17 protein-coding genes, 1 pseudogene and 1 riboswitch are annotated in these 14317 nt (G+C 67.5%); of the genes and pseudogenes, 13 read left to right on the forward strand and 5 right to left on the reverse strand.

What is annotated here, in order from left to right:
- Positions 1-49 precede the first annotated feature (49 nt).
- Entirely contained in the window at positions 50-733 is a 684-nt protein-coding gene (tolQ, locus tag K307_RS41540) for a protein TolQ (RefSeq protein ID WP_042886833.1), read from the reverse strand.
- Positions 730-1134 carry a tol-pal system-associated acyl-CoA thioesterase gene (ybgC, locus tag K307_RS41545; protein ID WP_042886834.1) on the reverse strand — a complete coding sequence of 135 codons (405 nt, stop codon included), beginning with the start codon at positions 1132-1134 and terminating at the stop codon, positions 730-732. Before ybgC ends, tolQ begins: the two co-directional genes overlap by 4 nt.
- 153 nt (positions 1135-1287) lie before the next feature.
- A riboswitch (ZMP/ZTP riboswitch) is annotated at positions 1288-1412 on the forward strand.
- A 127-nt stretch (positions 1413-1539) separates the two neighbouring features.
- Here ybgC and glyA point away from each other — a divergent pair.
- The 5 genes from glyA to K307_RS41575 all read left to right on the forward strand — a co-directional run bounded on the left by glyA (position 1540) and on the right by K307_RS41575 (position 6347).
- Positions 1540-2787 (forward strand): serine hydroxymethyltransferase, encoded by a 1248-nt coding sequence (gene glyA / locus K307_RS41550; RefSeq protein WP_042886836.1) that lies wholly within the window; start codon positions 1540-1542, stop codon positions 2785-2787.
- A 158-nt stretch (positions 2788-2945) separates the two neighbouring features.
- A complete protein-coding gene (gene nrdR, locus K307_RS41555; RefSeq protein ID WP_022536207.1) occupies positions 2946-3410 on the forward strand; it encodes a transcriptional regulator NrdR in 465 nt (154 codons plus the stop codon).
- A gap of 523 nt (positions 3411-3933) precedes the next feature.
- Positions 3934-4491, forward strand: a complete 558-nt coding sequence (locus K307_RS41565; protein ID WP_042886839.1) for a GspH/FimT family pseudopilin — start codon at positions 3934-3936, stop codon at positions 4489-4491.
- 54 nt (positions 4492-4545) lie between these two features.
- Complete coding sequence (gene ribD, locus K307_RS41570) at positions 4546-5661, forward strand: bifunctional diaminohydroxyphosphoribosylaminopyrimidine deaminase/5-amino-6-(5-phosphoribosylamino)uracil reductase RibD (protein WP_042886840.1); 1116 nt, start codon at positions 4546-4548, stop codon at positions 5659-5661.
- A 65-nt stretch (positions 5662-5726) separates the two neighbouring features.
- A complete protein-coding gene (locus tag K307_RS41575) occupies positions 5727-6347 on the forward strand; it encodes a riboflavin synthase (protein WP_042886841.1) in 621 nt (206 codons plus the stop codon).
- Positions 6348-6375: 28 nt separating this feature from the next.
- Here K307_RS41575 and K307_RS41580 read toward each other — a convergent pair whose 3' ends face one another.
- On the reverse strand, positions 6376-6618 hold the full coding sequence (locus K307_RS41580; RefSeq protein ID WP_041681567.1) for a hypothetical protein: 243 nt from the start codon (positions 6616-6618) through the stop codon (positions 6376-6378).
- A gap of 436 nt (positions 6619-7054) precedes the next feature.
- Here K307_RS41580 and K307_RS41585 point away from each other — a divergent pair, with 436 nt between their 5' ends.
- The 8 genes from K307_RS41585 (at position 7055) to K307_RS41620 (ending at position 12378) form a co-directional block, all read left to right on the forward strand.
- Positions 7055-7378, forward strand: a complete 324-nt coding sequence (locus K307_RS41585; protein WP_042886842.1) for a hypothetical protein — start codon at positions 7055-7057, stop codon at positions 7376-7378.
- 10 nt (positions 7379-7388) lie between these two features.
- The gene (locus K307_RS41590) at positions 7389-7670 is read left to right on the forward strand and encodes a hypothetical protein (protein ID WP_042888097.1); all 282 of its coding nucleotides are present in this window, start codon (positions 7389-7391) and stop codon (positions 7668-7670) included.
- Positions 7671-7689: 19 nt separating this feature from the next.
- Complete coding sequence (locus K307_RS41595) at positions 7690-8295, forward strand: hypothetical protein (protein WP_042886843.1); 606 nt, start codon at positions 7690-7692, stop codon at positions 8293-8295.
- A 2-nt stretch (positions 8296-8297) separates the two neighbouring features.
- Positions 8298-8543 carry a hypothetical protein gene (locus K307_RS41600; protein WP_042886844.1) on the forward strand — a complete coding sequence of 82 codons (246 nt, stop codon included), beginning with the start codon at positions 8298-8300 and terminating at the stop codon, positions 8541-8543.
- A gap of 331 nt (positions 8544-8874) precedes the next feature.
- Positions 8875-9984: a bifunctional 3,4-dihydroxy-2-butanone-4-phosphate synthase/GTP cyclohydrolase II gene (gene ribBA, locus K307_RS41605; RefSeq protein WP_042886845.1), complete on the forward strand. Its 1110-nt coding sequence runs from the start codon at positions 8875-8877 to the stop codon at positions 9982-9984.
- A gap of 74 nt (positions 9985-10058) precedes the next feature.
- Positions 10059-10556, forward strand: a complete 498-nt coding sequence (gene ribH / locus K307_RS41610) for a 6,7-dimethyl-8-ribityllumazine synthase (RefSeq protein WP_022536225.1) — start codon at positions 10059-10061, stop codon at positions 10554-10556.
- Positions 10549-11055: a transcription antitermination factor NusB gene (gene nusB / locus K307_RS41615; RefSeq protein WP_042886846.1), complete on the forward strand. Its 507-nt coding sequence runs from the start codon at positions 10549-10551 to the stop codon at positions 11053-11055. Before ribH ends, nusB begins: the two co-directional genes overlap by 8 nt.
- A 141-nt stretch (positions 11056-11196) precedes the next feature.
- A complete protein-coding gene (locus K307_RS41620) occupies positions 11197-12378 on the forward strand; it encodes a pyridoxal phosphate-dependent aminotransferase (protein ID WP_042886847.1) in 1182 nt (393 codons plus the stop codon).
- 144 nt (positions 12379-12522) lie between these two features.
- Here K307_RS41620 and K307_RS41625 read toward each other — a convergent pair.
- A pseudogene (locus K307_RS41625) lies at positions 12523-12835 on the reverse strand (type II toxin-antitoxin system RelE/ParE family toxin).
- A gap of 274 nt (positions 12836-13109) precedes the next feature.
- Positions 13110-14183 carry a transglycosylase SLT domain-containing protein gene (locus tag K307_RS41630; protein ID WP_042886849.1) on the reverse strand — a complete coding sequence of 358 codons (1074 nt, stop codon included), beginning with the start codon at positions 14181-14183 and terminating at the stop codon, positions 13110-13112.
- Positions 14184-14317 lie beyond the last annotated feature (134 nt).

Genomic DNA, 14317 nt, shown 5'->3' on the forward strand with positions numbered 1-14317 from the left:
CTGGAAACACCGGCCGGGCTTGCGCCCGGGCCGTTTGCATTGGATTTGGTTAGCGGGCCTGGCGTTGCAGGATGTTCAGGAACTCTTCCATGAAGCTCTCGAACCGGATCGCCAGGCGGTCGATCTCCGTGGCGTAGCGGTTATAGGCGATCACCGCCGGGATGGCCGCGAACAGGCCGATGGCCGTGGCCACCAGCGCTTCGGCGATGCCGGGCGCCACCGATGCGAGCGTCGCCTGCTGCACATTCGACAGGCCGCGGAACGCGTTCATGATCCCCCACACCGTACCAAACAGGCCGATATACGGGCTGACCGAACCAACCGAAGCCAGGAACGGCAGGTGCGACTCGAGCACGTCCATCTCGCGCTGGTAGGCCGCGCGCATGGCGCGACGGGCCGCGTCGAGCAGCGCGCCGGCTTCGTTGCCGCGCTCGCGCGCCTTCAGGAACTCGCCCATGCCGGATTCGAAGATCCGTTCCAGCGCGCCGGTATTGTGGCGATTATTGACGGCACTGTTATATAGCGCCTGCAGGTCGCCGCCGGCCCAGAAGTCGCGCTCGAACCCCTCGGTCTGAGTGCGCGCCGAGCGCACCGCCAGGTGCTTGCGGAAGATGTAGGTCCACGAAAACAGCGACATGACGAGCAACAGCACCATGACGGCCTGTGCCAGCAGGCTGGCGTGGAGTACCAGCGTTACGATCGACAGGTCTTGTGTGACGGTCACGGGATTCATCGGGCGGACTTGATGGTAGCTAGGACGGGGGCGGGAATCGGGGCGGGACGAAAAGTGCTTCGATCGACACATCCAACACGGATGGCGCCGGTGGCCAGCAGCAGCTCGTCGCGCCACGCTTCCTGGGCGAACTGGACCGAGGCCGGTCCGACCCGGTCGATGCGGGTGCGGATATCGAGCTGGTCGTCCAGCCGGGCGGGCGCATTGTAGTCCACCGTCGTGCTGCGGACGATAAACACCACGCCCGCCTCGTCGGCGAGCGCCTGCTGTTCGATGCCGAGCGAGCGCAGCCACTCGGTGCGGGCTCGTTCGAAGAACTTCAGATAGTTGGCGTAGAACACTACGCCGCCCGCGTCGGTGTCTTCCCAGTACACCCGCAGGGTCCAGACAAAGTTTGTCATGGCCGCGATTGTAACGGAGAGCGCTGGCGCTTCGTGTAAACCCGCACGACTAGTTTGCAACAGCAAGTTGCTGGCCAGCCCTTGCCAGGGCTTGGCTGGCGGGCCGACGGCTTGCGGCGGGCGCACTCTCCGCGCTACACTGCGCGCAACCATTCCACCTTGCGCGACTGGCGATGTCAGTGGGTACTACCACGAGGAAGCGCAAGTTCTCTGGCGTGAAGTTCCTTACGCCTTGGCGTTGACGTGAGTCATGCCTGCCGCTCGCCTGGGCAGCGAATGGGAAGCAGGGTGCGCCCTGTAGCGACGGTCATATATAGAACCGCCGGTACCGGACGCCATCAGCCTTCCCCGCGCGCCCTACCCCCGATGCGCTAATCGGATTCCCTTTTTCAGACGAGTTTCGCCATGTTCGAACGCAGCCGTTTTACGATCGACCAGATCGACCCCGAGGTCTTTGCCGCCATCCAGAAGGAAAACCAGCGCCAGGAAGATCACATTGAGCTGATCGCCTCCGAAAACTACACTTCGCCGGCCGTGATGGCCGCGCAGGGTTCGCAGCTGACCAACAAGTATGCCGAGGGCTACCCCGGCAAGCGTTACTACGGCGGTTGCGAATACGTCGACATGGTCGAGCAGCTCGCCATTGACCGCGTCAAGCAGCTGTTCGGCGCCGACGCCGCCAACGTGCAGCCCAACTCGGGCTCGCAGGCCAACCAGGGCGTGTTCTTCGCCGTGCTCAAGCCGGGCGACACCATCATGGGCATGAGCCTGGCCGAAGGCGGCCACCTGACCCACGGCATGGCCCTGAACATGAGCGGCAAGTGGTTCAACGTGGTCAGCTACGGCCTCAACGCCCGCGAAGACATCGACTACGACGCACTAGAAAAGCTGGCCCAAGAGAAGAAGCCCAAGCTGATCATCGCCGGTGCCTCGGCCTTCGCGCTGCGCATCGACTTCGAGCGCATCAGCAAGGTCGCCAAGTCGATCGGTGCTTATTTCATGGTCGACATGGCCCACTACGCCGGCCTGATCGCCGCGGGCGTCTACCCGAACCCGGTGCCGCACGCCGACTTCGTCACCACCACCACGCACAAGAGCCTGCGCGGCCCGCGCGGCGGCGTGATCCTGATGAAGGCCGAGCACGAGAAGGCCATCAACTCGGCCATCTTCCCCGGCATCCAGGGCGGCCCGCTGATGCACGTGATCGCCGGCAAGGCGGTGGCGTTCAAGGAAGCGCTGACGCCTGAGTTCAAGGAATACCAGCAGCAAGTGGTGAAGAACGCCGCCGTGCTGGCCGAGACCCTGATCGCGCGCGGCCTGCGCATCGTCTCGGGCCGCACCGAAAGCCACGTGATGCTGGTCGACCTGCGCGCCAAGAACATCACCGGCAAGGAAGCCGAGCGCATCCTGGGCGAGGCGCATATCACCGTCAACAAGAACGCCATCCCCAACGATCCGGAAAAGCCGTTCGTGACCTCGGGCATCCGCCTGGGCTCGCCGGCCATGACCACGCGCGGCTTCAAGGAAGAAGAAGCCCGCGTCGTCGGCAACCTGATCGCCGATGTGCTGGACAACCCGCACGACGCCGCCAACATCGCCAGCGTGCGCGAGCAGGTGGCCGCCCTGACCAAGCGTTTCCCGGTCTACGGCTGATGCATCGAGGCCGCCCCCGCATGTCGTGGGGGCGGCCGGCAGCCCCGCAAGCCACGCCGTCATCCGGCGCCCGGCTTGCGGGCCTGGCCAACCCGCCCCCGCCACCGAAGAACGACAACACGGACAAGGCGACGGGGTTCAACTGAAGGTGGTCCGGCATGAAATGTCCCTTTTGCGGTCATTCCAATACCCAGGTACTCGACACGCGCATGTCGGAAGACGGCGATGCCGTGCGCCGGCGCCGCCGCTGCGAGGCCTGCGACCGCCGCTTCACCACCTATGAGCGGATCGAGCTGTTCTTCCCCGCCATCGTCAAGAAAAACGGTTCGCGCGTGGACTACACGCGCGCCAAGCTGAAGGATTCGATGCGCTTGGCGCTACGCAAGCGCCCGGTTTCGGCCGAGGCCATCGATGAAGCCATCACCCGGATCGAAGAGAAACTGCTGTCGCTGGGCGAGAAGGAAATCCCCAGCAGCCAGGTCGGCGAACTGGTGATGCGCGAGCTGCGCAAGCTCGACAAGATTGCGTATATCCGCTTTGCTTCGGTGTACCGGAGTTTTGAGGATGTGTCGGAGTTCTCCGACGTGCTCGCGGAAGTGACCGCGGGCAACAGCAAGCGCTAGCCCTTCCCCCTCGCTTCTTACCGCTCCCAGCAGTTCTGCAGGTACACGGCCGGGTTGGCCCCGACCGTGTTCAGGCGCGTGCCCGCCTGGGCGAGCAGGTAGATGCCGCACGCGTCCGCCACATCCTCGTACTCACCGTGCTGGCGATCCTGGCAACGCTGGCCGTACCGGCCTGGACCGAGCACCTGATGCGCGGCTGGCGCGCCCAGGCGCGGGCGGAACTGGCCGGCGCCCTAATCGAGCTCGAACGGCATGCCGCAGTCGCGATGAGCTTCGCCACCCAGGCCGGCGGCGACGCCGTCGCGGGCGACTGGCCGCGCCTGGTGCCGGCGGCCGGCCGCGCGCCATGCTGTCTCTGCCGGCCCGTGCCCGGCCACCAGCCTCGATGTCTGCGTCGAACTGCATACCGCGCCGCTGTTCGCGGACCCGCGCTGCGGCGTGCTGATCCTGCGCAGCACCGGCCAGTGGCTGTCCCGGCCGGAGGGCAAAGACAGCCCCCGGCGGCTGCCGGCGCAGTGCTGACGTGCGGACTAACGCCCTGCCCGTTTGCGGCGGCCTGACGCTGGCCGAACTGCTGGCAAGCCTGGCTATCCTGTCCGTGCTGGCCGCAGCCGGCTGGCCGGCCTACACCGGCCTGCTCGCCCGCCAGACCGTCGACCAGGCCGTCGACCGGCTGGCGGCGTCTCTGGCGCTCGCGCGCTCGATGGCGATGGCACGGCGCGTCGATGTGGCGCTTCAGCCGCTGGACGGACGGCAGGACCTGGACCAGGGCTGGCAGGTGGTGGCGGCAAGCGAGGCCGGAGCGGCCGGGGCGGCCGCAACCGTGCTGTCCGTGGTCGAGCCCGCCGCGCCATGCCTGCGGGTTGCGCTGCGGCAGACCGCGCGTGGCAGCCATGCGGTGCGCTTCACAGCTGTGGGATACTCACGGTCGGAGCAGGGCGGCTTCCAGGCTGCCACCTTCTCGCTCAGTTGTCGCGGCGCGCAGCGCCAGGTCCGTCTTGGCGCGCAGGGGCGCATCCGGCTCTGCACGCCGGAGCGCGACAGCGATTGCGACGCAGCGGACGGCCCGGAGCCGCCGTGACCCTGGAAAGACACCCTCCGATCGACAGCAAACCGGCCAAGAGCTACAGGCGCAATGTTTTCCGATACCGACCACGCCGCCATGCAACAGGCACTCGCGCTCGCCGCGCGGGGCATGTTCACCACCACGCCCAATCCGCGCGTCGGCTGTGTGCTGGTCAAGGGTGGCCAGGTCATCGGCCAGGGCTATACCCAGCCTGCAGGCCAGGACCATGCGGAGATCCAGGCGATAAAGGATGCGCTGTCGCGCGGCCTGGACCCCTCCGGCGCCACCGCCTATGTCACGCTCGAGCCGTGCAGCCATTTCGGGCGCACGCCGCCGTGCGCCGATGCGCTGGTGCGAGCGGGTGTGGCCCGCGTGGTGGCGGCGATGGAAGATCCCAACCCTTCGGTGTCGGGGCGCGGCCTGCAGCGGCTGCGCAACGCCGGCATCGACGTGCGCTGCGGCCTGCTGGAAAAGGAAGCGCGCGACCTGAACATCGGCTTTGTCTCGCGCATGACGCGCGGGCTGCCGTGGGTGCGCGTCAAGGTGGCCGCGTCGATGGACGGCGGCACCGCGCTGCACGACGGCACCAGCCAGTGGATCACCGGCAAGGCCGCGCGCGACGACGGCCATGCCTGGCGCGCGCGCGCCTGCGCCATCCTGACCGGCATCGGCACGGTGCGCGACGACAACCCGGCGCTGACCGTACGCGCAATCGCCACGCCGCGTCAGCCGCAGCGGGTGCTTGTCGATTCGCGCCTGGAAGTGCCGCTCGACGCGCAGATCCTGACGCCCGACACCGGCGAGTTCGCCAAGCCGGTGCTCGTGTTCTGCGCGGTGGAAGACCGCGAACGCCAGCGGGCGCTGACCGCGCGCGGCGCCGAAGTGGTGGTGCTGCCCAATCCCCACGGCAAGGTCGAGCTGCGCAAGATGCTGGAAGAACTCGGCCGGCGCGGCATCAACGAGTTGCACGTGGAAGCCGGCTTCAAGCTCAACGGCTCGCTTGTGCGCGAGCACTGTGCCGACGAGCTGCTGATCTACCTGGCGCCCAAGCTGCTGGGCGACGCCCAGGGCATGTTCAACCTGCCGCCGCTGGCGCGGCTGCAGGACGCAGCCCAGTTCCGCTGGCACGAGATCCGGCAGATCGGCGACGACCTGCGGCTGATCGCGCGGCGCAACGATGCGTGAGGCCTTGCATCGGACTGCGCCTATCCACCAGATACCCAAGATTCACGAAAGCAGAAGACACCATCATGTTTACAGGCATTGTCGCGGCGGTCGGCCGCATTGAATCCGTTACCCCGCTGGGCGCCACCGATGCCGGCGTGCGCCTGCGCATCGCCGCCGGCGGGCTGGACCTGTTGGATGTGATCATCGGCGACAGCATCGCCATCCAGGGCGCCTGCATGACGGTGATCGCCATGGGCCCCGACAGCTTCGACGTGGAGGTTTCGCGCGAATCGCTCGACAAGACCGTCGGGCTGGAGCGCGCCGGCCGCGTCAACCTAGAAAAGGCGCTGCGCCTGGCCGACCGCCTGGGCGGCCACCTGGTCTCGGGGCATGTCGACGGCCTGGGCGAAGTCGTGCACTTCGCGCCGGTTGGCGAATCGCATGAACTGCGCATCCGCGCGCCGCGCGAACTGGCGCGCTACCTGGCCTACAAGGGCTCGGTGGTGGTCAACGGCGTGTCGCTGACGGTCAACCGCGTCAGCGATGAAGCCGACGGCTGCGTGTTTTCCATCAACCTGATTCCCCACACCGTGGAAGTCACCACGCTGCAGGAGCTCAAGCCGGGCGCGCGCGTGAACCTGGAGATCGACCTGATCGCCCGGTACGTGGAACGGATGCTGTCGGCAGGCCAGGCCGCGTCGTAAGCGGCCAGGGCAGCGAAGAACGAGGCGGCTACTTGCCTTCGTCCGGCACGTTGTACAACGCGCGCAGCTGGTCAGTGAACGGGCGGATCGCTTCGACACAGGCGGCACTGTTGCCGCCTTCCATCGTCGACAGGCTCCAGTTGCAGCCGCTGGCGTCTGGCGCGTGACAGACCACATCGCCAAAGCAGGTGCCCTCGCAGGCCGGGATCTTCGCCTGCTCGGCGCGCACCATGGCGCGGATTTCGGCCTTGTTCTTGATCTGCCTCGAAATGGTTGCTTCCGACATGTTTGCCTCCCTTGGTTATGCAAAGCCTGCGGGCGCGGTCAGGCTGGCGCCTTGATTCGAAGAACGTAGCGCCGGATCTCTGATCCGGCGGATCCGGGACAGGCCTCGTTCCCTTCTTCCCTGAGCATACGCTGGCAGCCCGCCTCTGTGGCGATTAACTTCCTCTGCCGCCCGGCAAGGGCCCTTGCGCAGGCTGAGCAATCCACGCCCCCGACCGGCAGCGGGGTGCGCAATACGGGGCCTGTGCCCCTTTGTTGTAAGTGTGCTGGGTTCGTGGCCCGCCCGGGCCTACACTGGTTAGGCTCCGCCGTCAGGGCATGTATGCCCCCAGGCGCACGCAACTCGTTTCCGGGCTTCCCCCTCGACAACGTCTTAGGACCGGTGACTCCTGAAGTCACTCACGGGGACTTCCGGAACCTCCATGCAAGCTGCCCTGCCGCGTCCCCCGTTCGCCCGCGAACTGACGCTTCCGCCGCTATTTTCGTTTGCCGGCGACCTCGCCGGAGAACTGGTCAGGTTCCCGCCCACCGCCCTGCGCAAGCCGATCGCCGCGTTGATCCGCGCCGTCTTCGGCGGCCTGGCCCGGCCGTGGAGGCTGGCGCCCGGATGGCGCGCGGATTCGGATGCCCTGCTGATCCTCGGCAACGGGACCCGGATGCTTGCGCTGAGCTGGTCGCAGTGGCATCCCGCCCACCCTCATGCCGCCCCGCTGCGCGCATCCGCCGGCCGGCCCGGCCACCCTTGAAGGAGGCACCGTGCCAGTTCACGCGACCAAGATCATTTACCGGATGGTTCCGGCCATGCGCCTGCTGCGCGGCCGGCACCCGACTACCCGGACGCACACCAGCGCGGGCCTGGTCCGGCTGACCGCCACCCGCATGCACCGCGCCGTCACGCTGCTGATCGACTGGGATAGCGCCGTCGACCAGGGCTGGCCCCGGCTGCAGACACCATCCCTGCCATTACCCAGGCAATTCCGGCGTCCTGGCACTAGGCGCTACGCCGGCTTTCCGTGGTTCCACGGCAAGTTCAACTGACCCGAAGTGAGGTACCACCATGCGCACGCTGCTCTATTTCCGGCTGGACGACATCGATACGGCCAGGCGCGCGCAGACGCGATTGGGCGAACTGGCGGATGCGCCTGACCGCATCACGGGGCCATGGTTCTCCCGGGTCGACCACCAGCCCGTCGACGGCTTGCCTGCACCGGACGCCGGCCAGACCACGTACCGCGATGGCGCCACGATGGGCGGCCTCGTCATCGGAGCGCTGCTGGCAGCGTGGGTGGTGTTCCGCTATGGCACACCGGCGAGCGTGGCGGCGGGTGTCGTGGCGTGTGTCGGCGCCATGGCGCTGGGCGCCGTGATTGGAGGCTGGCTTGGCGGCGTGCTCGGTGCCAAAGTCACGCGCGCCCCTCTGCGGCGGCAGTACCGGCAAATGGCGGAGGGCCAGATGCTGATGATCTGCGCCTGCGCAAGCGATGCCAGGGAACAGCTGTGCGAGGCCGCCAAGGAGCTGGGCGCGGCCAGCGCGGCCCCGAACATCGACCCGCACAACGCCCCACACAATGGCCTGCTGCCCAACCGCGGCTGGCTGGCGGACCGCCACTGGCCCGCATGGCCCTTCGGCCACGGCCAACGTGCCGTCACCAACCGGAATTGACAATGAATGAGAGCTTTTTCTATCAGAAATGCCACGTCGTCGTGACGCTGTCCGAAGTTACGTTCGGTAGCTGGGAGTGGTCCTATGCGCTGGACGCGCATGCCAGGTTCACCCGGCGCGACGCCGGCTTCCTGACACGCGAACTGGCGCTGGCCGACGCGACCCGCGCGGCCAAGTCGCGCATCGCCAGGACCTCGCGCCTGCGCGCGAGCTCCGCTGGCAACACGCCGCTGGCTGCCGCCGCGTAGTCACCGGCATGGCCCGGCGGCGGCCTGCCGCTTGCCGGGCAACCCGGCACAACCCGGCACAACCCGGCACAACCCGGCACAACCCGGCATTACCCCTCCCCGCCCCACCCGCTTCGGGCAGGCGCCGCACTTTCCGGCGCCGTCCGCTCCTGCCTTGCCTGCCTTGGCGTACAATAGCCGGCTTGACTGGGCAACCTGCCGGGCGTATATGACCTGGCCGGCCCGGCCCCGACGCCCCGCCTCAGTCCGGCTGCATTCAAAAGCGGCCACCCTGCCCGCTTACGCTTCGCTTCATTCGCCCGTTTCGCTTCAATTTGCCGTCCAGCACGCCATGACAATCGCCCGTACCGAAGACATCATTGCCGACATCCGTGCCGGCCGCATGGTTATCCTGGTTGATGAGGAAGACCGTGAAAATGAAGGCGACCTGGTCCTGGCTGCCGATTTCGTCACGCCGGAAGCCATCAACTTCATGGCCAAGCACGGCCGCGGCCTGATCTGCCTGACGCTGACCGCCGACCGCTGCCGCCAGCTGAACCTGCACCCGATGGTCAGCCGCAACGGCACCCAGCACGGCACCAACTTCACGGTGTCGATCGAGGCGGCCGAGGGCGTGACCACCGGCATTTCGGCCGCCGATCGCGCCCGCACCGTGCAGGCCGCCGTCGCCCGCGACGCCAAGGCCTCCGACCTGGTCCAGCCCGGCCATATCTTCCCGCTGACGGCCCAGCCCGGCGGCGTGCTGATCCGCGCCGGTCATACCGAAGCCGGCTGCGACCTGGGCGCGCTGGCCGGCCTGACGCCGGCCGCCGTGATCTGCGAGATCATGAAGGATGACGGCACCATGGCCCGCCTGCCGGACCTGGTCGAGTTTGCGCAAGAGCACAACCTCAAGATCGGCACCATCGCCGACCTGATCCACTACCGCAGCCGCACCGAGAGCATCATCGAGCGCGTCGGCGAACGCGCCATGCAGACGCCCTACGGCACCTTCCACAGCATCGCCTACCGCGACAAGCCCACCGGCCAGGCGCACCTGGCGCTGGTCAAGGGCATGCCGGTGCTGGAGCAGGAGACGCTGGTGCGCGTGCACGAGCCCTTCTCGGTGCTGGACCTGCTGGAAGTGAAGTGCACCACGCATTCGTGGAGCATTCCGGCGGCGATGAAAGCCATCGCCGAGGCCGACAGCGGCGTGATCGTGCTGCTGAACTGCGGCGACTCGGCCGACCAGCTGTTCACGCAGTTCAGCGCGCTGGACACGCCGCAGTCGCGCCCGCGCCGCAAGCCGGACCTGCGCACCTACGGCATGGGCGCGCAGATCCTCAAGGACGTGGGCGTGGGCAAGATGCGCGTGCTGGCCTCGCCGCAGCGCATGCCCAGCATGACTGGCTACGACCTGGAAGTGACCGGCTACCAACCGATGACCGGCCAGGCCGACTGAGCCCGGGCCACCCGAACACACCTGCAGCGGCGCAACGGCGCCCCTGCCGAACCCGAAAACTGGAGAACTGAACAATGGATCACGGCTTCTACCCCAGCAACCTCGACGGTGAAGGCCTGCGTATCGGCATCGTGCAGGCCCGCTTCAACGAGCCGGTCTGCACCGAGCTGCTGGAAGCCTGCGTGGCCGAGCTGGACAAGCTCGGCGTCGAAGGCGAGGACACCCTGGTGGTGACCGTCCCCGGCGCGCTGGAAGTGCCGCTGGCGCTGCAAAAGATGGCCGAGAGCGGCCAGTTTGACGCCCTGGTCGCCCTGGGCGCCGTGGTGCGCGGCGAGACCTACCACTTCGAGCTGGTCTCGAACGAGTCGGGCGCCGGCATTACCCGCGTCGGCCTGGACTTCAACGTGCCCATCGCCAACGGTATCCTGACCGTGGACACCGACGAGCAGGCCCACGCCCGCACCCGCGAAAAGGGCCGCGACTGCGCCCGCGCCGCGGTGGAGATGGCCAACCTGGTCGTCGCGCTGGATTCGCTGCGCGGCCAGGACGAAGACGAGGACGACGATGAGTGATACGTCCAGCAATGACGCCGGCAAGCCGGCCGGCGGCAAGGCCGCGGCCCGCACCGAAGCCAAGGCGCCGCCCAAGAGCGCGCGCCGCCGCTCACGCGAACTAGCGCTGCAGGGCCTGTACCAGTGGCTGCTGAACCGCAACGATATCGGCGCGATCCAGGCCCACCTGCATGACGCCCAGGGCTTCAACAAAGCCGACCGCGAGCACTTCGACGCGCTGCTCAACGGCGCCGTGCGCGAGGAAGCCCGCCTGACCGCTGCGTTCGAGCCCTTCCTGGACCGCACCGTGGACGAGCTGTCGCCAGTCGAGCGCGCCGCCCTGCTGGTCGGCAGCTACGAGCTGGTGCACTGCACCGACATCCCGTACAAGGTTGTGATCAACGAAGCGGTTGAGCTGACCAAGACCTTCGGCGGCGTCGAGGGCTACAAGTACGTCAACGGCGTGCTGGACAAGCTCGCCGCCCAGGTGCGCGCGGCCGAGGTCGCGGCGCGCCGCTGAGCCGCAAGCAGCCGGACCCAGGCCGGGCCTGCGCGGCCGGCCGATGCATCACGGGGCGCCCGCGCGCCCCGGATGAAGACGACACCCGCCCAGGCGGGTGTTTTCGTTCCTACCAACACTTTTGCTGAACCCCGGATCACCATGGACCTGCAGCGCCTTGCCACCGCCTCCCGCCTCGCCAATATCGAAGCCTTCCACGTGATGGAGCTGGCCAAGCAGGCCGCCGAACTGGAGCGCGCCGGTCGCCACATCGTGCACATGGGCATCGGCGAGCCTGACTTCACCGCCGCCGAGCCCGTGGTGCGGGCGGCGGAAGCTGCCATGCGCCGCGGCGTCACGCAATACACCGGCGCGCTCGGCATCCACCCGCTGCGCGAGGCCATCGCCGGCTATTACAAGACCACCTACGGGCTCGATATCCCGGCGCGGCGCGTAATCGTCACCGCCGGCGCCTCGGGCGCGCTGCTGCTGGCGTGCGCGGTGCTGGTCGAGATCGGCGCCGAGGTGCTGATGCCCGACCCCAGCTATCCGTGCAACCGGCACTTCGTCGCCGCTTTCGACGGCGCCGCGCGCATGATCCCGAGCGGCCCGGCCGAGCGCTTCCAGCTGACCGCCGCACAGGTCGAGGCCAACTGGCGCGAGCAAACACGCGGCGTGCTGCTGGCTTCGCCCTCCAACCCGACCGGGACCTCGATCCTGCCGGACGAGCTCGCCCGCATCCTGCAGGCCGTGCGCGCCCGCAACGGCTTTGCCATTGTCGACGAGATCTACCAGGGCCTGTCATACGACGCCCCGCCGGTCTCGGCGCTGAGCCTGGATGACGACGTGGTCACGGTGAACAGCTTCTCCAAGTACTTCAACATGACCGGCTGGCGCCTGGGCTGGCTGGTGGTGCCGGAGGCGCTGGTCGAGGCCTTCGAGAAAGTCGCCCAGAACCTGTTTATCTGCGCATCGGCCGTGGCGCAGTACGCGGCGCTGGCCTGCTTTACCCCGGAAGCGCTGGCGATCTACGACGAACGCAAGGCCGAATTCCGCCGCCGCCGCGACCTGATCGTGCCGGCGCTGGAGTCGCTCGGCCTGCGCGTGCCGGTGCGCCCGGACGGCGCCTTCTACGTCTACGCCGACTGCCGCGGCGTCAACCACCCCGCCGCCGGCGATGCCGACCGGCTGACGCAGGCGATGCTGTACGACGCGGGCGTGGTGATGGTGCCGGGGCAGGATTTCGGGCCGCATACGGCCAGGGACTACATCCGGATCTCGTATGCGACCTCGCGCGAGAATATCGAGGAGGCGATGGCGCGGCTGGGCAAGCTGTTCGCCTGAGCGGCACAACGCGCCAGGCAGGCAAAAGAAAAGCACCCCGCAGGCTAGCCGTTAACAAAAAGTGTTGAAAACTGGGGCGCCAGGCAATTAAGGCTGGCTGGTGCCCCAGTTTTTGGCTCTTTGCAGGCAGTGGGTGGGGCTCGATCAGTCGGTGTCGCGCAGGATCGATTCGTAGTCCTGGCCACCGTAGAAAAGACCAATGATAGAAACCTTGGCGGAATCTTCATCGACAGCGAAGGCGATCGCGGCTCTGCCCTTGTAGTGGGTGATACGCAACCAGCAGGTCGTCCCGCATCGTGCCTCGATGCGGGAACGTGCACAGGCTCTCGCAATAGCTGACGATCGCGCCGGTGTACCTCTCCGCAATGTCCGGCGAAGCCTCCTCGGCGATGTAGTCGTAGAGGTTTTCAATCTGCTCCCGAAACTCTGGCGTGAATTCGACGGGATAGGTCCTCATCGTGCCTTCGTCTTCTCGGCGTGTTTCGCGGCCAGCCCGGCGCGGATCTGGTCGGCGGTCAAGGCGGAAAGGACATGGACGTCTCCTCCGGCGAGCCAGACTTGAGGGGGAGGCTTCAGAAGAAAGCTGCCGACAAATTCGTTGGCAGCTTGGGAAGAGCGACCCTAGGCCTGACAAGGATCCCAGGGTGTTTTTTCTACGTTTTCAACATTTTTTGTTAACGGCTAGCCCCGCAGGGTGCTTTTCTTATTGGCGCTGCCAGTGGAGCTTGGCGTCAGGCGTTGTGCGGCCCGTTGTTGGCTTCCAGCTTCTCGGTCGGTGCCTGGTGCTCGGCCGGGGCCTTGACCTCGATGGGCTTGTCGGCATTGGCGGGCGCGCCGCGCACACCGAGCAGCTGGCGCAGGCGGGCACGCTCGGCCAGCACCTTGGCGCCATAGCCGCCGTCGGTGCTGGTGGTGGCGCCGACGTAGTACTTCAGCCCGCCCTCGATCGAGCCAGCGCGGGCGATGCAGTCCTTCAGCACCAGCGCGCCGATCTTGATATTGGCGTACGGATTGAGCGCCGCGGCCACGCCGCCGACGGCTTCGTACTTGTCCCGGTGCACCTTGGTCATGACCTGCATCAGGCCCTGCGCACCCACGCCGCTCTCGGCGTACGGGTTGAAGCTGGACTCGATCGCGATCACGCCCAGGATCAGCAGCGGATCGATGCCGACCTCGCGGCCGGTCAGGTAGGCCGCCTTGACCAGTTGCGCGGTGGCCTGCGCCGCCACGCGGTACTTGCGGGCGATATAGTCGGCCACGGCCGCCTGCTCGCGCGCGGAGCCGAGCGTGGCAGTGTTGCGGGCGTCCTGCGCCACGCGCGTGACCGGGATCTGCGCGGCGAGGTGCGCGACCGACGGCACCTTGCCGGATGCCGCCAGGCTGTGTTCGTCCACGCCCGACACCGTCGGCAGGCCGGCCCTGCCCAGGCCGAGCTTGGTCGCGGCAACGTCCGCCGAACTCGGCGGCACGCTATGGCTGGGCGCAGCGGCGGCCGCCACGGCAGGCGCGGCTGGCACGGCAGCGCTGACCAGCACGGCCGGAGCCTCGTCGCCAGCCAGCAAGGCAGCCAGCGTGGTGCGCCATTCCTGGCTCAGCGACAGCGAGATGGCCGAGACCACCGCCATCACGCCGAGGCCGTTCAGCGCGTACTTCAATGTTGTGCGGCCACCGCGCAACGCGCGGCCCGCGACCGGATGCGCGAGACGGACCTGCAATGCCCGCCTCACTCCGGGTACCGGCTGTCGGAGGCGAACCTGCAAGGCACGCCCGATGCCGGGAAGATGAAGGGTTTTCCAACCGCTCATGCTTACCTCCATCCGTTGCCCGCTTCGCATGCCAGACTGCGGCAAGCGCCCGATCTCAACGTACTCAAGTAAGGATGCCGCGCCGTCTAGCAGTGACGACCAAGCATCTGTTGGCAGGCGCTCCCCGTGCGCCC

The organism is Cupriavidus necator A5-1 (genome assembly GCF_000744095.1).
Taxonomy (GTDB): domain Bacteria; phylum Pseudomonadota; class Gammaproteobacteria; order Burkholderiales; family Burkholderiaceae; genus Cupriavidus; species Cupriavidus necator_A.